The 21,926-nt window shown below is 73.0% G+C and carries 15 protein-coding genes and 2 pseudogenes; 9 read left to right on the plus strand and 8 right to left on the minus strand.

All coding sequences use genetic code 11. The features are described from left to right. The 3 genes and pseudogenes from ACRX5S_RS24440 to ACRX5S_RS24450 all read left to right on the plus strand — a co-directional run. Positions 1–390: pseudogene (locus tag ACRX5S_RS24440) on the plus strand (TIGR03617 family F420-dependent LLM class oxidoreductase); the annotation flags it as partial. Between the two features lie 218 nt (positions 391–608). Continuing rightward, complete coding sequence (locus ACRX5S_RS24445; protein ID WP_436775221.1) at positions 609–1,592, plus strand: GlxA family transcriptional regulator; 984 nt, start codon at positions 609–611, stop codon at positions 1,590–1,592. Between the two features lie 134 nt (positions 1,593–1,726). Next, positions 1,727–2,347: an isochorismatase family protein gene (locus ACRX5S_RS24450; protein ID WP_436775222.1), complete on the plus strand. Its 621-nt coding sequence runs from the start codon at positions 1,727–1,729 to the stop codon at positions 2,345–2,347. 27 nt (positions 2,348–2,374) lie between these two features. Here the strand turns inward: ACRX5S_RS24450 and ACRX5S_RS24455 are convergent, their stop codons facing one another. Next, positions 2,375–3,865: a Fic family protein gene (locus tag ACRX5S_RS24455; RefSeq protein WP_436775223.1), complete on the minus strand. Its 1,491-nt coding sequence runs from the start codon at positions 3,863–3,865 to the stop codon at positions 2,375–2,377. A gap of 204 nt (positions 3,866–4,069) precedes the next feature. Continuing rightward, entirely contained in the window at positions 4,070–5,293 is a 1,224-nt protein-coding gene (locus tag ACRX5S_RS24460) for an amidohydrolase (RefSeq protein WP_436775224.1), read from the minus strand. A gap of 228 nt (positions 5,294–5,521) precedes the next feature. Between ACRX5S_RS24460 and ACRX5S_RS24465 the strand changes: the two genes are divergently transcribed. The 5 genes and pseudogenes from ACRX5S_RS24465 to ACRX5S_RS24485 form a co-directional block, all read left to right on the plus strand. Beyond that, on the plus strand, positions 5,522–5,878 hold the full coding sequence (locus ACRX5S_RS24465) for a cupin domain-containing protein (protein WP_436775225.1): 357 nt from the start codon (positions 5,522–5,524) through the stop codon (positions 5,876–5,878). Between the two features lie 222 nt (positions 5,879–6,100). Then, on the plus strand, positions 6,101–7,156 hold the full coding sequence (locus ACRX5S_RS24470; protein ID WP_436775226.1) for an Hsp70 family protein: 1,056 nt from the start codon (positions 6,101–6,103) through the stop codon (positions 7,154–7,156). 163 nt (positions 7,157–7,319) lie between these two features. Further along, on the plus strand, positions 7,320–8,135 hold the full coding sequence (locus ACRX5S_RS24475; protein ID WP_436775227.1) for an SGNH/GDSL hydrolase family protein: 816 nt from the start codon (positions 7,320–7,322) through the stop codon (positions 8,133–8,135). Positions 8,136–8,288: 153 nt separating this feature from the next. Continuing rightward, positions 8,289–8,909: a bifunctional 4-hydroxy-2-oxoglutarate aldolase/2-dehydro-3-deoxy-phosphogluconate aldolase gene (locus ACRX5S_RS24480; RefSeq protein WP_436775228.1), complete on the plus strand. Its 621-nt coding sequence runs from the start codon at positions 8,289–8,291 to the stop codon at positions 8,907–8,909. After that, positions 8,910–9,452, plus strand: a pseudogene (locus ACRX5S_RS24485) (class I SAM-dependent methyltransferase); the annotation flags it as partial. A gap of 24 nt (positions 9,453–9,476) precedes the next feature. Here ACRX5S_RS24485 and ACRX5S_RS24490 read toward each other — a convergent pair. The 6 genes from ACRX5S_RS24490 to ACRX5S_RS24515 all read right to left on the minus strand — a co-directional run bounded on the left by ACRX5S_RS24490 (position 9,477) and on the right by ACRX5S_RS24515 (position 18,917). Next, positions 9,477–11,492 (minus strand): LuxR C-terminal-related transcriptional regulator, encoded by a 2,016-nt coding sequence (locus tag ACRX5S_RS24490; RefSeq protein ID WP_436775229.1) that lies wholly within the window; start codon positions 11,490–11,492, stop codon positions 9,477–9,479. An 853-nt stretch (positions 11,493–12,345) separates the two neighbouring features. Further along, the gene (bdeA, locus tag ACRX5S_RS24495; protein WP_436775230.1) at positions 12,346–13,266 is read right to left on the minus strand and encodes a bis(hydroxyethyl) terephthalate hydrolase; all 921 of its coding nucleotides are present in this window, start codon (positions 13,264–13,266) and stop codon (positions 12,346–12,348) included. 429 nt (positions 13,267–13,695) lie between these two features. Then, positions 13,696–14,514, minus strand: coding sequence for an ABC transporter ATP-binding protein (locus ACRX5S_RS24500; RefSeq protein ID WP_436775231.1), 819 nt, complete (start codon positions 14,512–14,514; stop codon positions 13,696–13,698). Then, on the minus strand, positions 14,511–16,418 hold the full coding sequence (locus tag ACRX5S_RS24505; protein ID WP_436775232.1) for a dipeptide/oligopeptide/nickel ABC transporter permease/ATP-binding protein: 1,908 nt from the start codon (positions 16,416–16,418) through the stop codon (positions 14,511–14,513). The genes ACRX5S_RS24500 and ACRX5S_RS24505 overlap by 4 nt, the downstream gene beginning before the upstream one ends. After that, positions 16,415–17,359, minus strand: a complete 945-nt coding sequence (locus tag ACRX5S_RS24510) for an ABC transporter permease (RefSeq protein ID WP_436775233.1) — start codon at positions 17,357–17,359, stop codon at positions 16,415–16,417. Before ACRX5S_RS24510 ends, ACRX5S_RS24505 begins: the two co-directional genes overlap by 4 nt. A 22-nt stretch (positions 17,360–17,381) precedes the next feature. After that, positions 17,382–18,917 (minus strand): ABC transporter substrate-binding protein, encoded by a 1,536-nt coding sequence (locus ACRX5S_RS24515; protein WP_436775234.1) that lies wholly within the window; start codon positions 18,915–18,917, stop codon positions 17,382–17,384. A 408-nt stretch (positions 18,918–19,325) separates the two neighbouring features. On the opposite strand from ACRX5S_RS24515, the gene ACRX5S_RS24520 reads away from it, so the two are divergent. Continuing rightward, positions 19,326–21,740, plus strand: a complete 2,415-nt coding sequence (locus ACRX5S_RS24520) for a glycoside hydrolase family 3 C-terminal domain-containing protein (RefSeq protein WP_436775235.1) — start codon at positions 19,326–19,328, stop codon at positions 21,738–21,740. Positions 21,741–21,926: the final 186 nt, after the last annotated feature.

Below are 21,926 nucleotides of genomic sequence, written 5' to 3' on the forward strand. Positions count from 1 at the left end.
CAGGGCCTGGACCTGATCGCCGGGACCCAGGTCATCGCGGGCGCGACGAACACCGAGCTGGACGCCGAACGCGAGCGTCAGCGGCGGCTGTTCGCGTTCCTCTACTCCACGCCCGCGTACCGGCGGACGCTGGAGCTGTACGGCTGGGCCGACATGCAGGACCGCCTCGCCCACATGATCCGCCGCGACCAGTGGGACGACCTGCACGCCGTGGTCACCGACGAGGTGCTGGACACGCTCGTCCCGATGGCGCTGTACGAGGACCTGCCGGACCTGATCCTCGACCGCTGGGGCACGCTCGCACAGGGCGTCACCGTCCCGCTCCCGGCGAACCCGGACCACGACGGGCGCGTCGCGGAGGTCGTCAAGGCGCTCCAGACGGCGGCCTGAACCGGGGCCGGCCGACGACGGTGTGTCGCCGTCCCGTGACCTGCCGGATGTCCGGATCCTGATACCGATCCTGACGTACCGATCGTGCTGAACCGATTCCGATGTACCGATTCCGATGTACCGATTCCGCTGTACCGATCCTGATGTCCCGATCCGATGTCCGGATCTGACAGACAACCGTCATTGCGGCCATGGAGACCGCCCGCGACGATAGGTGCATGCCCAGCACCCACCGCGTCGTCGTCGCGGTCTTCCCGGACGTCGACCTCCTCGACGTCACCGGCCCGGCCGAGGTGTTCGCCCTGGCGAACCGGGAGACCGACGGCCGGACCGGCTACCGGGTGTGCCTGGCGGCGCCCGCGGCCGGGCCGGTCGTCACCTCCGCGGGCGTCCGCGTCCTGCCCGACCTGACATTCGCCGAGGTCGGCGCCGAGGTCGACACCTTGCTCGTGCCCGGCGCGGTGGACATGCTCCCGGGCGGCCCGGTCGCCCGCGTCGACGACGAGATCGTGGACTGGGTCCGGGCCACGGCGCCCCACGCGCGGCGCATCGCGTCGGTGTGCGTCGGCGCGCACGTCCTCGCCGCCGCCGGCCTGCTGGACGGGCGGCGGGCCACCACCCACTGGTCCACCGCGGCGCAACTGGCCGCGGACCACCCCGAGGTGCGGGTGGACGCGGACCCGATCTTCGTACGCTCCGGCCACGTCTGGACCGGCGCCGGCATCAGCACCTGCATGGACCTGGCCCTCGCCCTCGTAGCGGAAGACCACGGCGAGGACCTCGCACTCACGGTGGCCCGGCAGTTGGTGATGTACCTGCGGCGGCAGGGCGGGCAGAGCCAGTTCAGCGTCCCGCTCAGCAGACCCGCCGCGGCCCGCCGGGACATCGACGAGCTGCGCGTGTTCATCACCGAGAACCTGGACGACGACCTCTCGGCCCCCGCGCTCGCCGGACGCATGTGCCTCAGCGAACGGCACTTCGCCCGGGTCTTCCGCCAGGAGACGGGCACCAGTCCCGCGGCGTACGTCGAGGCCGCGCGCGTCGAGGCGGCCCGCCGCCTCCTGGAAGCCACCGACGAGCCGCTGGACCGCGTCGCCGCGGCGACCGGCATGGGCTCGGTGGAGACGCTGCACCGCGCGTTCCGCAAGCAGATCAACACCACCCCGGCGTCGTACCGGCGGCGATTCCGCACGGGGAACTGAGCGCCGCCCGGCCCCTCGTTGCCGAGCATCTCGGCGAGCGCCCCACAGACCACCCCATCCGCGCGCGAACCCGCGACCGCGGCTCCGCCATGCCGTAAATCCATCAGAAAACCAGCGAAAGGCACCTTTCATCCATGAACGCCTCCCCGAACGCCTCCCGGACCCTGCGCGACGTCATCGGCATCGACAACGCCCTCCCCAAGCTCGCCGACGCCACCCTCGTGCTCATCGACTTCCAGAACACCTACCGCTCGGGGGTCATGGCCCTCGAAGGCGCCGAACCGGCCCTGGTCGCCGGGGCGCGCCTGCTCGCCGCGGCCCGGGCGGCGGGCGCACGCGTGGTGCACGTCGTCAACGACGGCGGCCCGGGCACGCCGTACGACATCCGCACCGAGATCGGGGCCGTCTGCGCGGAGGTCGCGCCCATCGACGGCGAGCCGGTGGTGGTCAAGGCGTTCCCCGACTCCTTCCACCGGACCGACCTGGAGCGGACGCTGCGCGACCTGGGTGCCGGGCCCGACCTCGTGCTGGCGGGGTTCATGACGCACATGTGCGTGACGTTCACCGCACAGGGCGCGTTCAACCTGGGCTTCCGGCCCACGGTCGTCGCCGAGGCGACCGCGACCCGCGCGCTGCCGGCGCCCGACGGCAGCGGGAGCGTGGTGCCCGCGGCCGTCCTCCAGACCAGCGCGCTGACGACGATCGCCGACCTGTTCGGCCTGGTCGCCCCGACCGTCGCCGACATCACGGCCTGACGGCGGGCCGGACCTCCGGGCAGCCTCCTACGCCCACCCGACCGCCCTGCGTCGGCTCTCCGCAACGTGAACGCCGACGAACCGAACGAGGACGAGCGCGTCCCGCGGATCACCCGCCCGAAAGGAAACGCGGCGAAGCAGGCTCACCGCGTCGAGGGCCACGCCCTCCCGGGCGAGCACGAACACGAGGGTGAGGAACGCCGCCCGCGCGTTGCCGTCGTCGAACGGGTGGAAGAAGCACACATCGAGGTAGGCACGCGCGGCGCGGGCGGTCAACGACGGCCGCCCGGCGCCGCGTTCGCGGTCAGATGCGCTTGCCGGCCCGCTCTCCGGTGCGTTGTCCGGCCTGCTGTCCGGTCCGATGTCCGATGTGCTCTGCGCGAGGCAGCGGTCCAGGCCGGAGCGCGTCTCTGAGCCGATGCCGTAACGCTCGCGCCCCGACTTGGCGAACGCCGGGAGGGTGCGGAACGGTGGCGGTTGCGCGGTGCCGAGGACGTGTTGCTGCCAGGTGCGCAGGAGTTCGAAGTCGAGCGGTACGCCTGCCCGCGCGTCGGCGCGTACCTGGTCCAGCGCCGCGAGCATGCCCCGGGCGCGGGCCGGGTCCAGGGCGCCGTCGAAGGCACGAACGTCCTCGGCGGCGCCGTCGCACGACGGGACGACCGGCCCCTCGTCGGCGTCGTCCGGTGTCTGCGGCCAGGGCACGGTTTCGCGCAGCGCGAGCCAGCGTGCCAAGTGGTCAGGTGGGGGCTCGGGGGCGGTCTCGGGCTCGGGGGCGGTCTCGGGCCCGGACATGCGTTCCCGTGCCCGAGCAGGCCGTAGGCCGAATTCCGGGCGCAGCATCCCCGCCAGGTCCTCGGCGACGTCCGCGACCACGTCCGGCGCCGGGCCCGTCCAACTCCGGAACCGCCCATCGACTGCGTCCTCCACAAGGTCCTCGGCGACGTCCGCGGGCACTCCCCAGCGGTCGAGGAACCAGGTCAGAACCAGACGGCAGTGTCCGTGCCAGCCGCTGCCGCCGTGCGTGCGGTCGGCGACCTTCATGATCAGGTTGCGGGCAGCGCTCTCCCACAGCACCCGCTCGTCCCGCACCCGGGCGAGGTCCAGCGGGTACGCGTCGAACCGCGCGGCCAGTTCCTCCAGCCACGCGCGCCACTCCTCGACCGCCGCGACGACGGATCCGACCGTCGCCTCGGGTGTCGTGACGGAGTGAGGCGGGCAGCACCAGGCTCCGATCGGCCCGCCGTCGTAGTCGCCTTCGTCGTACGACCAGCGCCAGCCCAACACCCAGCGCCCGTAAGCCCCGACCAGCGCGTGCGACATGGCGTCCGCCCACAGGCCCGCCTCGTGCGTGGCCCTCTCGCGCACCTGCGGATCGGTGGAGCGAGTGTCGCAGTCGGGGACGCGCCGTGCCGGTCCGAGCGCGCGGATCACGCCCGTCGAGGCGGCGCGGTCGAAGGGGTGGCGGGCGGGGTCGACGTCGTCCCAGCGCAGGTCGCGGGGGTTCGTTTCCCAGATCACCGGGTCAGCGTGCCACGCGTTTTCGGGCGGCGTCGGGCGGTGATGCCGGAAGGCGGCCGGGGCGGGGACTGGACGCGGGTGGCGCGGGTCAGTTGGCGGCTTAGCGGCCCTCGATGACGCGCTCGCGCAATTCGACGTACGCCTGGTCCCGCAACGACCGGTGCGCGTCGCCCGTGCTCGGACGGTCGGCGGTGGTACGGGGGCTCACGGGCGTACGCCGGACGTGGCTGCGGCGACGTGGTTGCGGGCGCCGTCGCGGGCCACGATGCGGCCGCCGCGTACCACCATCGCCCGTGCCGGCAGGTCGACGACGATCTGCGGTACGCACTCACCTGCGAGCAGCATGAAGTCGGCGGGCGAGCCGGGGCTGAAGTCGACGGTGGGCAGGCCCAGCAGTTTCGCACCGCCGTGCGCGGCCAGTGCGAGGCAGGCGTCCAGTTCCTCGTCCAGGCGGGCGTCGATGCAGCGGCCGAGGAGGTGGGCGCGGTGCAGCATGTCGGCGTCACCGAACGGGCTCCACGCGTCGCGTACGCCGTCCGAGCCGAGCGCCACGAGGACGCCGCGCTCGGCCAGTTCGCGGAAGGGCAGCACGGTGGCCTCGCCGAGTGCCGCGGTGGTGAGGGCGACGCCCGCGTCCGCCAACCGGCTTGCGATGGCGTCCAGTTCGGCCTCCGGAAGGCCCGCGAGGCAGAAGGCGTGGCTGACGGTGACGCGTCCGGCCAGGCCCAGGGCCCGGGTGCGGGCGCAGATGTCGCGCAGCGGTCCGAGTCCGGGCTCGCCCGTGTCGTGCAGGTGGATGTCGACGGCGGCGCCGTAGCGTTCGGCGAGTCCGAACACCGTGTCGAGTTGGCCCGGACGGTCGCCGTCGAAGCCCGCCGGGTCCAGGCCGCCGACGACGTCGGCCAGGCCGGCGCGTACGGCCTCCTCCAACAGGTCGGCCACCCCTGGCAGCCGCTGGACGCCGTGCTGCGGGAACGCGACGATCTGCACGTCGAGTACGCCGAGCAGCGCCTCGCGTGCCGCGGCGACGCCGTCGAGCGGGTCGAGCCCGAAGGCGGGGGCGACGTCGACGTGCGCGCGTACGGCCCGCGTCCCGCTGACGGCGGCGTGTGACAGGAGGCGCAGCGCCCGTTCGCCGACGGGGGTGCGCTGGGCCTCGTACAGTTCGACGTCGCCGTGGACGTGGTCGGCGAGCGTGGCCGCCGGTCGGCGGCTGTACCAGGGTTCGCCGAACGCCGTCTTGTCCGGGTGGATGTGCGCGTCGACCAGGGTCGGGACCGCGATGCGCCGGCGGCCGTCGACCACTTCGGCGACCGCGCCGTCGGGTACGCGCGCGGCGAACACCCCGTCGACGGCGACCAGATCGGCCGGTTCCCCGGCCATCGGACGGATGTCGCGGTAGACGGTGACGGTGCTCGGGCGGTGCATGGTCGGCCTGCTCTCGGTCTCTGAGGCGTTCCGGACGCTCCAGTTCCGGTATACCAAATCTCGGGTGGGCCGCGGCTCCCGGCCGCCCTCTTCCCCCTCCCGCGAACCGCACCACCCTGCATGGCGTATTGCCGGTAGATCCCGCTTTGGATGCGATTTATCCGATCTTGTCGAAATGGCCTGCCGCAGCGCGCAGGATGGAAGTGATCCGCGAAGGAGGTGATCGAGATGCTCACCGTGCGATCGATAAACGAGGCCGACGAGAGCCGCGACATGCCGCACGGCCATCTCGACGTCGTGAGCCTGGAAGGCATCGACTTCGGCGTGGCGCGCTTCGAACCCGGTTGGCAGTGGTCGCAGGATGTCGGACCGGTGGCCGGGACCGCGAGCTGCCAGTTCCACCACAACGGCTACGTCGCCCAGGGGCGCCTGCACATCCGCATGGACGACGGCCAGGAGAAGGACCTGTCCGCGGGCGACTTCTTCGTCTGTGACCCGGGGCACGACGCGTGGGTGCTGGGTGACGAGACCGCGATCGTGTTCGACTTCGGCGGCAACATGCACGAGTACGCGAAGCCCCGGTAGCGGCGCTCGGCGGGGAGCGGCGCGGAAAAGCGGGGATCGGCCAGGGGAGGAGGCCGGTTCGGTCCCGGCTCGGCACGTACGCGACCTCGACGCGGCCCGGTTCGGCACCTGCTCGGCACGTACTCGGCACCGGGTCGACGCGATCTTCGACGCCGTTGTGGCCTACGGTGCTGTGGTGTCGGTGGCCGCGGCCGGATGCGGGCGCCGTGAGGGGAGGGCGCTGTGACGCACGCGGTCGGAATCGACCTGGGATCGACCGAGGCGGTCGTGGCCGCCGCAAGCGGCGACCGGAACGCCGAGCTGGTCCCGGCCGGGAAGAAGGAACGCACGACACCCGCCTACGTGTCGTTCGACGGACGCAAGGTGCTTCTCGGCAGCGCCGCACGGCGCCAGGCGGGGGTGAACCCGGCAGCAACGTTTCGGCTGCCGCCCGGGCTCGCGGCGGACGCGGGCGGCGGGGGGTTCGGGCCGCCGCCGTACGAACTCGCCCGACACGTGGCGAGCGGCCTCAAGGCGTTCACCGACAAGCGACTGAAGTCGAGACCGCCGCACCCCGCCGTCGTCGCCGTGCCGACGCACGCCGACGAGGCGCAGAGCGCGGTGTACCGCGACGCCGTCCAGGACGCCGGGTTCGAGGTGCGCCGCACACTCGGCGCCGCGCAGGCCGTCGCCACCGCCCACGGCCTGGACCAGGAGCCCCGTGCGCGGATCCTGGTGGTGATCCTGGGCGGGCTGACGCTGGAGGTCAGCGTCCTCGACATCGTCGACGGCCAGGCCAACGTGATCGGCGGCGGCACGCACCCGCTGGGCGGCGACCACTGGACGCAGGCGATCGCCGACCACGTCGGCGGCGCGTTCTGGCAGGCGTACGGCATCGACCTGCGCAACGACCCGCCGTCGTGGCAGCGGGTGTTCGAGGGCGCCGAGGTCGCGAAGGTGCAGCTGTCGACGCGGGACAGCGCGCAGATCAACATCCCGTACATCGTCAACGACCGCCGCGATCCCAAGCACATCGACACCACGGTCACGCGCCCGCAGTTCGAGGCGCTGACCGCGCACCTCGTGGACCAGTGCGTCGGGCACCTGGCCCCCGCTCTTCGGCAGGCGGCGGTCGCGCCCGCGCTGCTCGACCACGTGCTGCTGGTCGGCGGCGGCAGCCAGGTGCCGGCCGTGGCGTACGCCGTGCAGGCGCACCTCGGCCGACCGGTGACGCCCGGGCCGCACCCGCAGGAGGCGGTCGCGCTGGGTGCGGCGCTGTGGGCGTGGTCGCTGCGCTGAGCGCGCGTCGGGCGGAGCCGACGCCCTCGGCGTTTCGCGCCGATGGGCGCGCGGTCTGTGAGGTTTCGCGAACTCGGGGGTAACAAAAGCCGTTTGGCTCCTTCTATGGATCTCGGCGCCCTGCTAGATATGTGACTCCCGTCCCCAAAAGCGGAGGTCGCAAATGCGCCCAGACTCTGCCTTACGCGCGGTGCCGGCCCTGTGGTCCGCCGTCCTCGCGTTCCTCCTCGCGGCCCTCGGGGTCCTGTTCGTCGCGCCGGACGCCCACGCGGCCACCGGCCGCTACGTCGCCCTCGGCGACTCCTACTCGTCCGGGCTCGGAGCCGGGAACTACGACAGTTCCAGCGGGAGTTGCAAGCGCAGCACCCGGTCCTACCCGGCGCTGTGGGCGGCCGCGAACGCCCCGTCGTCGTTCGCGTTCGTGGCCTGCTCCGGCGCCAAGACCGGCGACGTGCTGGCGAACCAGATCAACGCGGTGAACGCGTCGACCGAACTGGTGTCGATCACCATCGGCGGCAACGACGCCGGGTTCGCGGGCATCATGACCACGTGCGTCCTGCAGTCCGAGAGCTCGTGCCTCAACGCGGTCGCGCAGGCGCGGGCGTTCGCCGAGAACCAACTGCCCGCGCTGCTCGACCAGGTGTACGCCGCCATCGAGGCCCGCGCGCCGAACGCGCACGTCGTCGTGCTGGGCTACTCGCGGCTGTACAAGATCGGCGGCGGCTGCTGGTTCGGCATCGGCGACACCAAGCGCAAGGCCCTCAACGGAGCGGCCGACACGCTCAACACGGTGATGGCCAAGCGGGCCGCGAACGCCGGGTTCACCTTCGCGGACATCCGCCCGGCGTTCACCGGGCACGAGATCTGCTCCGGCTCCGAGTGGCTGCACAGCACGACGTGGCCGATCGAGGAGTCGTACCACCCGAACGCGAACGGCCAAAGACTGGGCTACCTGCCGGTACTCAGCGCCGCCGCGTGAGCGAACGAGCGCTGACCGTACGCCGCATTCCGCGCGCCCTGGGACCTTCCCGGGGCGCGTTCTGCGTCCGCGCCGCCGCGCGCTCTGCTCGATAGGGTTAGGCGATGCCCGGGCGCGGCGCGCGGGGCCCGACCGCGTTCCCCTCGAAGGGCTGTGACGACCGTGTACCGCTGGCAGCACCTGGAACTGATAGCCCGTCAGAAAGTGGTCGGCATCATCCGCGCGGCCGATGGCGAGGAAGCCGCCCGCCTGGCGGGCGCGTGCGTTGCCGGGGGCTTGGAGGTGGTGGAGATCTCGCTCACCACCCCCGACGCGCTGGACGCGATACGCGCTACGATCCGCGCGCACCCGAGCGCCCTCGTCGGCGCCGGAACCGTCCTGGACGCCGCCTCCGCCCGAGCGGCGATCCTGGCCGGGGCGCGGTTCCTCGTCTCCCCGTCCCTGCACCCCGAAGTCATCGAATGCGCCCACCGCCACGGCGCGAGCGCGATCCCCGGCGCGTGCACCCCGTCCGAGGCCCTCGCCGCGCTCTCCGCCGGAGCCGACGCCGTCAAGCTCTTCCCCGCGAGCCAGTGGACCCCGTCCACCTTCCGCGACATGCGCGCCGCCCTCCCCCAGATCCCCTTCATCCCCACCGGCAGCATCCGGGCCGCCGAGGCCCCGCACTGGATGGCCGCAGGCGCCGTGGCCATCGGCATGGGAGCCTCCCTCGCCGCCGGAACCCCGGACCAGTCCGCCACCCGCATCCGCAACCTCCTGAAGTCACTGTCGTAGCGGCCCGCGGGGGTGGCGCCGTGCGTGGACGCCGGTGCCGAGTGCCTGCCGTTCGAGGACGGCGCCTTCGACGCGGCGATGGCGTTCAGCACCGTGCACCACTGGCGGGACCCCGTCGCCGGGTTGCGGGAGATGCGGCGCGTGGCGCGGCGGGTCGTGGTGTTCACGCACGACGACAGTGCCAATGGCCGGCGGGATCGGTTTTGGCTGTCGCGCGACTACTTGCCGGAGGTGGCCGGGCTGGTTGAGGGGCGGCCTTCGGTGACCGGCTGGCGGAGGCGGTCGGGGGCGCATTGAGCCGGTGCTTGTGCCGTGGGTCTGCGCCGACGGTTTCTTCGAGGCCTATTGGCGTCGGCCCGCTGCCTATCTGGAAGAGCCGGTGCGCCGTGCGGTCTCGGTGTGCGCCCGGGTCGAGCCGGAGGCCGAGCGGCGGGCGCTGGGGCGTCTTCGCGAGGACCTGGCGTCGGGTCGGTGGCGGAGCGCAACCACGAGCTTGCCGGGTTGGACGCCGCGGAGTTGGGGTTGCGGCTGGTGGTGGCGTGATCAGCGGCGGGCAATGTGGGTTGGTCAGGGTTCGGCGCGGGTCACCAGGCGGGCCAGTTCTACTCGGGAGCGGACGCCGAGGGTGGCGAAGACGTTGCGGAGGTGGTGGTCCACGGTGCGGATGCTCACGGAGAGGTGGGTTGCTATCTCGCGGTTGGTGGCTCCGTCGGCCACCGAGCGGGCGATGCGCAGTTGTTGCGGGGTGAGTTCGCGGAGGTTTCCGGTGGGGTCGGCCGAGGTGGGCGGGGCGCCGGTGGCGCGGAGTTCGGCGGCGGCGTGGGCGGACCAGACGCGGGCGCCGTGCCGGTCGAAGGTGACCTGGGCCTCGCGCAGCAGGTCCCGGGCGCGGGCGGGGCGTCGGGAGCGGCGGAGCCATCGGCCGTACGCGAGGAGGGTGCGGGCGCGCTCGAAGCCGTTGTCGGGCTGGGGGTGGCGGGCGAGGGCGGTGGCGTACGCGGCCTCGACCTCGCCGGGCGGGCGCGCCTCCGCGGCGGCCAACAGGGCTTGGCAGCGGGCGAGTTGGGCAGGCGCCTGAGGGTCGACGGCGAACTCCGCCCAGACGGCGAACTCGGCCAGCGGAAGGCGCGCCGGTTCGGGCGTGCCGGACAGGGCGGCGGCCTCCGCGAAGCACGGCACGGTGAGCATGCGCAGGGCGAAGTGGGCGTGTTCGGCGCCGGGGCGGAGCAGCGGTGCGAGGCGGGCCGCCGCCTCGTTCGGGCGGCCGCGGGCCAGGTCCGCGCGGGCCAGGGCCCAGGAGGTGAGCGTGGTGGCCTGCCGGAGGCCGTGCGCGGCGGCGGTGGCTTCGGCGGCGTCGGCGTGGCCGCGTACGGTCGTCGCGTCGTCGTCGAGGGATGCCACCAGGGCCAGGATGGCGTGGTGATGGGCCATCAGATTGCGTTGACCCGTTTGACATGCGGCGACGGCGCCCTCTTCGGCGTGGGCGCGGGCGCGCAGGTGGTGGCCTGAGCGCAGCTCGGAGTAGGCCAGGTGTTCCAGGATCCGCGGAACGGCCGTGACGGGACCGGCGACGCGGGCCACCGCGAGTGCGCGGCCGTTGAGCCGTCCGGCGGCGGCCAGGTCGCCGACGACCAGGGCTGCGGCGCCGGCGCGGAGCAACTGGTCGATGTCGTCGGCGCGTTCGGCCCGGTTGACGACGCCGCGGAGGAGCGCCGCCCCGGTGACGACCCCGTCGAGGTCGGCTCGCAGGACGGCGCGCATGCCGAGCCCGTACGCGACGGCGTCGCCCGGTCCGGGGCCGGACTCGTCCGCCAGCGGCGCCACGGCGTCGCGGAAGGCTGCGGCGTCGCCGAGCGCCCAGGCCGCCTCCGCCGCGGCGAGGCGGCAACGGGTCGCGCGGTCGGGCGAGTTGGCGGAGAGGAGCCGTGCGGCGAGGAGGAAGGACTGGTGGGCGTCGGCCACGGGGCCGTCGTGGAGGGCGATGAGGCCGTGTACGCGCGCGGCCGTTCCGCGGGCGGTCGGGTCCGCGGGCAGGGCGCGGGCTCGGGCGGTCCAGCGCCGGGCCCAGTCGGCACGGCCGGCCAGGAGCGCGTGTTCGGCCGCTTCGGCGAGGAGGGCGGCGCACGCCGACGGTTCGGGGGCGAGGGCGGCGGCGCGGCGGAGGCCGAGGGCGCGGCGCGCCCCGGTGGCCGCGGTGCCGCGGGCGGCTGCCGCCAACTCACGGGCGAGATCGGGGTTGGGCTCGGTGGTGGCGGACGCCACGTGCAGCAGGTGCGCGAGCCGGTCGCGGTCGGGGTCGAGCAGGGCGGCGAGGAGCCGATGCGCGGCCTGCCGGTCGCGGAGCGGTGCGGCGCCGTAGACGGCAGCGGCGGTACGGGGCGGCTCCAGGACGAGGTGTTCGGCGTCGGCGTGCACGAGGTCGGCCCGTTCGGCGGACTCCAGCACGTCCGGGGCGAGTTCGGCCGCGCGGATGGCGCGCAGGAGGAGGGCCGCGGGCGCGCCGGGTGCGTCGGGGTCGTTGTGGTGGGCCGCCGCGGTCAGCAGGAGCAGCGCCTTGGCGTCGGGGGTCGGATCCTCCGGCACGGGCGGACACACCTCCCGGCGGCGGGCCGAGCGACGACGGACGCCCGATGGCCCCGCGGAGGCCGGTGGCACGGTCGGTACGCGGGACGGGCGTGGCGCGCTCACGTTACCGCCGCGTCAACGCACGTGGAAGGCTGCGGTAGTGCCCTCACGAGCGCCGCAAATTGCCATCCCACCAGGCCAGCCCGCAGATGTTCGCACCCCGCAGGCCGGCAACGCTGTGGGCCCCCACAACAAACGGCGAGCGAACGACGGCCGCAGCGTCGTCGACGCAAAGCGCGCGACGAGAAGCGCGAGAGGGGATGGAGGGGTCGGCTGAGGACTTCGGCGAGGCGGCGTCGGGAGTTGTGCGGGTGGCCGTCGAAGGGTGTTCGCAACCTCCTGTCGTCGACATGCGGCAACGTCGCGGGCCCTTGCTTGCCAACACCCGAAACGATCACGGCCGCCGCCCTGGACGGGGAGGGCGCGATTCCCGGAAGGGGACTGCGACCGGAAGGGTGGACGGCAGGGCGGCTGGGAGGAGTTGGCGGCCGGTGACAGGGAAGCCTCGGCGTCGGGGAAGGGTGCGAGGCCGGGGAGGCCGACGGAAACCGGACGCCGTGCGGGACTGCGTTTGCGCACTCCGTGACGACGGCTGCGCCGTCAGTGTGTTCGCGGTCCGCCCGTTCCACGGTGCCGCGGCGGTGTGCGCTCCCAACGCCCATACCCGGGACGATCACGGCCGCGGGCTCGGTGGCCGTGATCGTCCCGGGTGGACGCGGTAAGGTCGCCGGCTCTCCGGGACTTGTCGTCGTTCACGCGCTCCCGTCCGCTCGCGACCCGTCACATCTCCGCGGCAATGTCGTCCCGAACCTCAGGAGTTGTGGGGGCAGTTGCCGCGATATTCCTCGATGGTCAGGCTCGGGCGCGGCAGGGGGCACAGGAACTGTTCGTAGCGGGTGTCGTTGTCGATGAACCGCTTCAGCCAGGAGATGCTGTACTTCGCGATCGTCGTGTTCGACGTGTTCGGCGTGAAGTGGCTGGCGTTGTTGAGTTCGAGGTACGCCCGGTCCAGCGACGACGGCAGCGACGTGTAGAACGGCTCCGAGTGCGACGACACCGGTGCGATGCTGTCGCCGTCCGCCCCCACGATCAGGGTCGGCGTGCGCACCTCGGGCCAGCTGGTGTCGAGGTTCCAGCCGGTGAGCGGGATGGCCGCCTGGAGCGACGGACGGCTCTTGGCGGCCTCCAGCGTCCCGCCGCCGCCCATCGAGTGGCCCATGACGCCGAGCCTGCTGCTGTCGATCCGGTCCCTGACCGAGCTGCGCTGCGTCAAGTAGTCGAGGGCCGCGAGGAGTTGGCGGCCCCGGCTGGCGGGCTGGTCGAGCGTCGTGTTGGTGTCGATCGTGAAGACGACGAAGCCCTGCGACGCGAGGCGCGGTCCCAGCCACGCGATGGACGACTGGTACGCGGTGAACCCGGGCGAGATCGCCACCGCCCCGAACGTGCCGTCCGCGCGCGACGTCGGGTAGTAGATCGTCCCGCCGCCGAAGCCGGTGACCAGCAGCGACGACACGCTCGTCTCCGAGACCGAATACGGTCCGCGCGACGCCTCGATGCTCGACTCGGTGGGCGCCGGGCCGCGCTCGTACGGGTTGTCGGCGGCCTGCGCCCCGCCGGGGAGTTGGGTCGCGAGGAGGGCCCCGCAGGACAGGAGACCGGCGACGACCGACCTCACGAGGCGGCGTCGCGGACGCGCCGCGCCGTCGTGGTGCCTTTTGCGTTTGAGGTACACGATGATGCGTTCCTCTCACTCGAAGGCGGCGGATCCCGGGCGGGCCCGGCGGTTCGCTGCTCCCGCACGGCCCGGGCTCAAGGTCTGCCCCACCGGGATCCGCCGCCGGTCGGGGGTGACGGGTCCACGCTCCCGGCGCGGCGGNACTCGAAGGCGGCGGATCCCGGGCGGGCCCGGCGGTTCGCTGCTCCCGCACGGCCCGGGCTCAAGGTCTGCCCCACCGGGATCCGCCGCCGGTCGGGGGTGACGGGTCCACGCTCCCGGCGCGGCGGCGCCGCGGCATCGGTGAAATCACCAGTGCCGCGGCGCCGGGCGGGTCGGCCGCGGTTGGGTCCGCGGTCAGGGCGGTCAGGACGGTGCGTGCGGTCAAGGCGGTCAAGGCGGCCCGTGTGGTCAGAGCGGTCCATGCGGTCAGAGCGGTCCGTGCGGTCAGCGGACGGACGCCTCCGCCACGCCGCCGCTCCCGTCCCCGCGCCTGACCGTCGGTGCGGCGGAAAGCAGTTCGCGCGTGTACTCGTGCTGCGGCCGCGCCGTCACGTCCGCCGTGTCGCCGGTCTCGACGATCTCGCCGTGCCGCAGCACCGCGACGCGATGGCTGACGACGCGGATGACCGCGAGGTCGTGGGACACGAACAGGAAGGACACGCCGGTCTGTTCCTGGATCTCGGCGAGGAGCTCCAGGACGGTGCGCTGCGTCGTCAGGTCCAGCGCCGAGACCGGTTCGTCGCAGACCACCAGGCGCGGCCGCAGCGCCAGCGCGCGGGCGATGGCGACGCGCTGGCGCTGTCCGCCGGAGAACTCGCGCGGCAGCCGGTCCGCGGCGTCCGGCGGCAGGTGGACGCGTTCGAGCAGTTGGCCGACCCGGTCCCGGGCCTCGCGGCCGCCGACGCCCTGGCCGTACAGCGGTTCGGCGAGGGTGTCGCCGATGGTCCGCGCCGGGTTCAGCGAGGTGTAGGGGTCCTGGAAGATGACCTGGAGGTGGCGCCCGAGCGCCCGGCGCCGCGCGCGGTCGGCGTGCTCGATGCTCTCTCCGGCGAAGGTGACGGTCCCGGACTGCACGGGGACGAGCCCCAGCACCGCGCGCCCGATGGTGGTCTTCCCCGAGCCGGACTCCCCCACCAGGCCCAGTGTTTCGCCCGGGCGCACGAACAGGGAGACACCTTTGAGGACTTCGTTGCGCGGCGCCCGCCACCCCTTGCCGGGGAAGGAGACCCGCAGGTCGCGGACGTCCAGCAGGTTGTCGGTCATGCGGTGCTCCCGGTGGTGGTTGCGCCCGCCGCGGCGGTGCCGACCGCGCCGGGGCGCCAGGGTGCGCGGGTGGGGGCGTCGTCCAGCACGGCGCCGAGGAGGCGCCGGGTGTACGGGTCGCGCGGGGCGCGCAGCACCTGGGTGACGTCGCCCGCCTCGACGATGCGGCCGTCGTGCATGACCGCCACTCTGTCGCAGATCTCCGCGACGACGCCCAGGTTGTGCGTGACCAGCAGCACGCCGAGCCCGCGTTCGGCCTGCAACCGGCGCAGCAGGCGCAGGACTTCGGCCTGGACGCGGACGTCGAGGGCGGTGGTGGGCTCGTCGGCGATGAGCAGTTCGGGGTCGCAGGAGATCGCCCCGGCGATGAGGACGCGCTGGGCCATGCCCCCGGAGATCTCGTGCGGGTACGCCCGCATGACACGTTCCGGGTCGGGGATTTCGACCTGCCGCAGGAGCCCGACGGCCCGCTCGGCGGCCTGTTCGCGGGAGAGCCCGAGCAAGTGCCGCATGGGCTCGGTGAGTTGGCTTCCGATGGTGAACGACGGGTCGAGGTTGCTCATCGGCTCCTGCGGCACGTAGCCGACGACGCGGCCGCGCAGCGCCCGGTGTTGCCGTTCGGTGAGCCCGGTGATCTCCCGACCCCGGACGACGATGCTGCCGCGCCGCACCGCGCCGCCTTCGGGCAGCAGCCCGAGGACGGCGAACGCGGTCTGCGACTTGCCCGAGCCGGACTCGCCGACCAGGCCGACGATTTCCCCGGCGGCGACGTCGAGGTCCACGGCGTGCACGACCTCGGTGCCGGTGCCGTCGGCAGCGCCGTAGCCGACGGCGAGGCCGCGTACGGACAGGAGTTCGGCACGTTCGGCGGCGACCGCTCCCCCGGCGACCGCGGCGTCGGCGCCACCGTCGGCACCGGAACCGGAACCGGCACCGGCGACCGGAGCCGCGACCGAGAGCCTGCGGCGTCGGCGCCGCCGCACCGCCGGCCCCCCGCGTTCCTCCAAGGCGTCGCGCATCGCCGCCGCGAGCAGCACCAGGGCGCTGGACGTCAGCCCCAGCGCAAGCCCCGGCCACAGCATCAACGCGGGTTCGCGCTGGATGTTCTGGAACGCCTCGTTGAGCATCGCGCCCCACGTGGGCGTGTCGCCGCTGCCGATGCCGAGGAATTCCAGGCCCGCCTGCAAGCCGATGGCGATGCCCGCGACGAGCGCGACCATGATGATGATCGGCCCGCGGACGACCACGAGCACGTGCCGGACGACGATCCGCGTGTCGGACAGGCCGGAGACGCGGGCGGCGTCGACGTACAGTTCGCCGCGCACGTCCGCGACGATGCCGCGGACGAGCCGGAAGAACGCGGGTGCGACGAGGAATCCGAGCACGATCATCAGGACCCACACCGTCGAGCCCAGCACGGCCCGCGAGGCGAGCAGCACGACCATGGCGGGCAGCGCCATGACCAGGTTCGCCGTCCAGTTCGCCGCGGCGTCGAACTTGCCGCCGTAGTAGCCCGCGAACAGCCCCGCGGGGACGCCCAGTGCGAGCGCCACGCCGAGTGAGATCAGCGCGCCGGTCAGGGTGTTGCGTCCTCCGTAGAGGATGCGGGACAGGATGTCGCGGCCCGCCGAGTCGGTGCCGAACGGGTGTCCGTTCCCGGGTCCGGCGAACGCGTCGCGCAGCACCGCGGTGTTCGGATCCTGCGGCGCCAGCAGCGGGGCGAGGAGGATGGCCAGGACGATGACGCCCAGCGCGACGAGCGCCACCAGCCCGAGCGGGTTGCGGACCAGGCGGCGGAACAGGCCGCGCCGTAGGGCCGACACCTTGCCCGGCGGGGCGGCCCCGGGGACCGGCGTCGTGGTTGCGGCGGCCGATCCGCCGTCGGTGGGGAGACCGGCGGTCATGCGGCCCTCGCCTTCGGGTTGAGCCAGCCGATCAGGATGTCGACGAGCAGGTTGATCAGGACCACGCCGACGACGGTGAACATCACGATCGCCATGATCACCGGGATGTCGCCGCGGGTCGTGTAGGTGATCGCCATGCTGCCGATGCCCGGCAGCGCGAAGATCTGCTCGACCAGGACGGCGCCGCCGAGCAGTCCGACGAACTGCATGCCGAGCACCGACAGTCCGGGCGCGGAGGCGTTGCGCAGCACGTGCCGCAGGACGACGCGGTGCGGCGGGAGTCCGCGGGCGCGCAGCGTGCGTACGTAGTCCTGCCGCATGGTGTCCGCGACCGCGCCGCGGACCTGCTGGGACACGCCGGCGATCGCGCCGATGGACAGCGACAGCACCGGCAGCGTGATGGTGGACAGCCAGCCGCTCGGCGATTCGGTGAACGGGGTGTAGCCGATGGCCGGGAACCAGTTCATCTGCACGGCGAACACCTGGACCATGACGAGCGTGACGAGGAACCCGGGCAGGGCGTGGCCGAGGACGCCGACGATCTGCACGACGCGGTCCACGGCCCCGCCGCGCCGCAGGCCCGCCCACACCCCGAGCAGGAACGACACCACGGTGGTGACGACCGCGACGCCGAGGACCAGGCTGAAGGTGACCGGGAGCCGGTTGCTCAGGGCCTGGTAGACGTCCTCGCTGGTGAACCACGAGGTCCCGAGGTCGCCGCGCAGCGCGTGGCCGAGCCAGTCGCCGTACTGCACGACGACGGGCCGGTCGAGGCCGAGTTCGGCGTTCTTTGCGTCGACCGCCTCCTGGGTGGCGGCGGCGCCGAGGAGCTCGCGTCCGACGTTGGCGCCGGGGATGGACAGCAGCATGAAGGACAGCAGCGAGATCAGGAACAGGAGGACGACTCCCGAGACGATCCGGCCGGCGATGAAGCGGGGCATGGGCGGGTCTCCCGGCCGGGCTCTACTTGGCCGGCTTGTAGTTGTAGATCGACGGCACGGCCATGCCGTCCTGCGGGGTGACGACCACCGAGCCGTCCGTGACGTGCAGGTAGCTCATGCGGTAGAAGGGCACGAACCAGGCGTTCTCCACAAGGTGTTGGTTGAGGGCCTGGGCGGCGGCCTTCTCCGCGTCACCGGTCTCGGTCTTGAGCTTGCCCATCAGTTCCTGGATGGTGGGGTCGGTGGTGCCGAAGATGTTGAACGGGCCGGGCGAGACCCAGTCGTTGGCGATGACCCAGTTCTGGGACGACTGGCCCAGGTTCATGACCATGCCCGGGAACTCGCGGCCGCGGATGATGCGGTCGATGGCCTTGGCGGGTTCCACCTGCTCCCACTCCAGGTTGATGCCGACGGCCTTCAGGTCGGTCTGGAGCGAGGACGCCAGCGCGTCGTTGACGATCGTGGCGACGCGCGGGAGCTTCAGGGTGAAGCCGTTGCCGTAACCGGCTTCGGCGAGCAGCGCCTTGGCCTTGGCGGGGTCGTGCGCGTAGTAGTTGTCGAGCTCGGGCTTGTAGCCGCTGCTCGTCGGGCCGAAGACCTGGCTGGTGGCGGTGCCGCGGCCCTGGCGGAGCTGCGCGAGCATCGTGGCGCGGTCGAGGGCGTGGTTGACGGCCTGCCGGACGCGCGGGTCCTTCAGCTCGGGCGTGACCTTGCCGTCGCGGTCGAACAGCAGGATGCCCTGGAAGTCGATCTCCTGCTTCACCGTCTTGACGCGGCTGTCGGACTCGATGCCGATCTGCTGGTCGGCGAGTTGCAGCAGGGCGGCGTCGATCTGGCCGGTCTTGACGCCGTTGACGATCGCGGTCTCGTTGTCGAAGACGTTGATCGTCACCGACTTGTAGGGCAGCGCCGTGCCCCAGTAGTCGGCCTTGCGTTCGTAGGCCCACTTGGTGCCGATGACGGTCTTGCCCTTGTCGAGGTTGTACGGGCCGGTTCCGTCGGGCGCCGCCTTCAGGCCGTCCTGCTGCGCGAAGCGGGCCGGATTGGCCATCAGACCCGCGGCGTCGCTCAGGTAGAAGAGCATTGCCGGGTTGGGTTGCTTGAGGGTGAGGTCGACGTGCGTGCCGTCGACGACGTCGACCGCGTCGAGGTCGGTGAGCCACCGCGTGTTGCTGCCCTGCGTCGTCTTGAACCGGTCCAGGTTCGCCTTCACCGTGTTGGCGTCGAACGGCGTGCCGTCGGCGAACTTGACGCCCTCGCGCAGAGTCAGGCTGAGCCGGGTGCGGGCGGGGTCGAGCGTCCACTCCGTGGCGAGCATCGGGCTGAAGGTGCCGTCCGGCTCGCGCTTGAGCAGCGTGTCGTAGACCGTCTGGAAGAAGGGCAGCGAGCTGCCGATCGCGGTGGTGGGGTCGAAGCTCTGCGGCACGGTGAGGGTGGCGATGTTCAGGCTGTCGGTGTTCGCCTCCCGACCGGAGTCCGCGCCTCCGGCGCACGCCGTCAGGGCGAGCGCGGCGACCGCGCCGACTGCCAGACGGCTCTTCCAGGCGGCAATTCTCATGGTGTGCTCCGGCGGGGAGGGGGACGGGGTCCCTGGTGAATGGGCCCTGGACGCTGTGGACCTGACGCTGTGGACCTGACGCTGTGGACCTACTGCTGTGGACCTACTGCTGTCGGCCGGTACGGACGGGCGACGGGCGACCGGGAGGCGGATGGCGTCGACGGGAGCGGCGGGCCCGGTAGGGCGGCCAAAACAGTAAGTCGTTCGGTTTCTGAGAGTCAATGCCCGGACACGAGTCTTGACCAAAAAAACCGATCACTTTATGGTTTTCGCATACCGAGCAGTAGGTTAGCCCCTTGCGGCCGTACCGCGGCCCGTACTGCCGCCCGTCCCGCCGCCCTGACCGCGCAGCGGCCGCGCGCCGCCGCGAACCCGCAGCTCAACCGCACGGATGCATCGGAGCCGACGTTGCCCCATCCCGACCTGCCCCCGGCCGACTCCCCGACGGCCGACTCGCCTGCGGCCGCCGCACTTTCGGCCGAGTCGCCTTCGGCCGACCCGACGGCGGCCGACCCGACGGCGGCCGAACTGACGCTTGCCGAGAAGGCCTCGCTGACCAGCGGCCTCGGCCAGATGACCACCAAGGCGATCGCCCACGCGGGGATCCCCTCGGTCACCATGTCCGACGGCCCGCACGGGCTGCGCCTGCAAGGCGACGACCCGGAGAACGGCCAACTCGCCCTGCGTGCCGTGGCGCCGGCCACCTGCTTCCCGCCCGCGGTGGCCCTGGGCAGCAGTTGGGACGTCGGCCTCGCGCACCGCGTGGCCGGGGCCATCGCGGCCGAGGCCGCGGCGCACGGCATCGGCGTCGTCCTCGGCCCGGGTGTGAACCTCAAGCGCTCACCGCTGTGCGGGCGCAACTTCGAGTACTTCTCCGAGGACCCGGTCGTCTCCGCGGAACTCGGCGGGGCGATGGTGCGCGGCCTCCAGGACGCCGGGGTCGGCGCGACGCTCAAGCACTATGCGGCGAACAACCAGGAGACCGACCGGATGCGGGTCAGCGCCGACATCGACGAGCGCCCGCTGCGCGAGATCTACCTGCGGGCGTTCGAGCGCATCGTGCGGCGCGACCGGCCGTGGGCCGTGATGTGCGCGTACAACGGCGTCAACGGGGTCCCGCTGTCGGAGAACACCCGGCTGCTGACCGACGTTTTGCGCGGCGAGTGGGGCTTCGACGGGCTGGTCATGTCCGACTGGGGCGCGGTGCGCAACCGGGTCGCGGCCCTCCGCGCCGGGCTCGACCTGGAGATGCCGCCGACCGCCGGACGCACCGACCGCGAGGTGGAGGCCGCGGTCGACGGCGGCGAACTCGACGCGGAGGTCCTGAACCGCTCGGTGGCCCGCCTGATCGCGTTCGCCCGGCGGTCGGCGCGTCCGGCCTCCGGCGACGCCGATGCCCTGCACGCACGCCACCACCGCCTGGCCGGGGAGGCCGCCGACAACTGCGTCGTGCTGCTCAAGAACGACGGCGCCCTGCTCCCCCTCGACCCGGCCGCCGGCACGGTCGCCGTGATCGGCGAACTCGCCCGCACCCCGCGCTACCAGGGCGGCGGCAGCTCCCAGGTCAACGCCACGCGGGTCGACGTCCCGCTCGACTGCCTGCGCGGCCTCGCCGACGGGGCCGTCGTGGAGTTCGCCCCCGGGTACGCCCTGCCGGACGGCCCCGACCCCGAGGCGGACCCGGCGGCCCTCGCCGAGGACGCCGTACGCCTGGCCGCGGGCAGCGACACAGTCGTGCTCTTCCTCGGACTGCCGCGTCAGGACGAGTCGGAGGGCTACGACCGCGACCACATCGACCTGCCCGAAGCGCAGGTCGCGCTGCTGCGGCGCGTCGTCGCGGCCAACCCCCGCGTCGCGGTCGTGCTGTCGAACGGCGGCGTGGTGCGCACCGCGCCCTGGGACCACGACGTCCCCGCGCTGGTGGAGGGCTGGCTGCTCGGGCAGGCGGGCGGCGGGGCGCTGGCCCGGGTGCTGTTCGGAGCGGTCAACCCGTCCGGCAAGCTCGCCGAGACGGTACCGGTACGCCTCGAAGACGGTCCGAGCTTCCTCTCCTTCCCCGGCGCCAAGGGGCACGTGCGGTACGGGGAGGGCGTCTTCGTCGGGTATCGCGGGTACGACGCCGCCCGGCGCGACGTGGGCTACCCGTTCGGGCACGGCCTGTCGTACACGACCTTCGCCTACCGGGACCTGGTCGTGGACACGACCCCCGAGGGGTTCGCCGTGCACGTGACGGTGGCCAACACGGGCGGACGGGCCGGGCGGGAGGTCGTGCAGATCTACACCGCGCCGCCCGCCGCATCGCGCGTCGAACGGGCGGTGCGCGAGCTGCGGGGCTTCGCGTCCGTGACCCTCGGCGCCGGGGAGAGCCGCACCGTGACGGTGGAGTTCGCGCGGGCGGACCTGGCGTACCACAGCGTCCGGGACGACGGGTGGCGTGTGGAGGGCGGCACGTACCGCTTCGAAGCCGCGGCGTCGTCGCGGGACGTGCGGGTCGCGGTGGACGTCGAGGTCGCGGGCGACGCACCGCGGGCACGGCTGACCGCGCGCCACACGCTGGGCGAGTGGCTGGACCACCCGGTGGGCGGCCCGCTGCTGATGGCCCGCCTGGCCGCGCTGTCCGGGGACCGTCCGTCGCCGCTCGCGGACAACCCGATGCTGCTGCGCGCGGCGGTCGGCGTCCCGGTGGAGGTGATCGCGGACTTCGCACAGGGATTGATCTCGCAGGAGGCGCTGCGGGAACTGGAGGCGGAGGTGGCGGCGGGGGTGGAGCCGGGGGCGGGCGCCGCAGGCAACGCGGCGTCAGGCAACGTCGGCGGCGCCTGACGGGCCGCTCACCGTCCCGGTGAAGGAGCTGGGAAGGACGCGGACGGCAAGGCGACGCGCGTGCACGCACCCGGCGGGAATGTGAAGACACTCCCTCCCGGCGGGAATGTGAAGACACTCCCTGGCCCGCGAGCGCGAAGGGGTGCGCGGGCACCGTCGGGGAAAACACCGAAGCGGGGGGGGGGG

The organism is Yinghuangia sp. YIM S09857, from assembly GCF_051388915.1.
GTDB lineage: Bacteria > Actinomycetota > Actinomycetes > Streptomycetales > Streptomycetaceae > Yinghuangia.

Coding starts and splice junctions, on each gene's coding strand:
- ACRX5S_RS24445 (WP_436775221.1), top strand. CDS start 609: ATGCCCAGCACCCACCGCGTCGTCGTCGCGGTCTTCCCGGACGTCGAC.
- ACRX5S_RS24450 (WP_436775222.1), top strand. CDS start 1,727: ATGAACGCCTCCCCGAACGCCTCCCGGACCCTGCGCGACGTCATCGGC.
- ACRX5S_RS24460 (WP_436775224.1), bottom strand. CDS start 5,293: ATGCACCGCCCGAGCACCGTCACCGTCTACCGCGACATCCGTCCGATG.
- ACRX5S_RS24465 (WP_436775225.1), top strand. CDS start 5,522: ATGCTCACCGTGCGATCGATAAACGAGGCCGACGAGAGCCGCGACATG.
- ACRX5S_RS24475 (WP_436775227.1), top strand. CDS start 7,320: ATGCGCCCAGACTCTGCCTTACGCGCGGTGCCGGCCCTGTGGTCCGCC.
- ACRX5S_RS24500 (WP_436775231.1), bottom strand. CDS start 14,514: ATGACCGACAACCTGCTGGACGTCCGCGACCTGCGGGTCTCCTTCCCC.
- ACRX5S_RS24505 (WP_436775232.1), bottom strand. CDS start 16,418: ATGACCGCCGGTCTCCCCACCGACGGCGGATCGGCCGCCGCAACCACG.
- ACRX5S_RS24510 (WP_436775233.1), bottom strand. CDS start 17,359: ATGCCCCGCTTCATCGCCGGCCGGATCGTCTCGGGAGTCGTCCTCCTG.
- ACRX5S_RS24515 (WP_436775234.1), bottom strand. CDS start 18,917: ATGAGAATTGCCGCCTGGAAGAGCCGTCTGGCAGTCGGCGCGGTCGCC.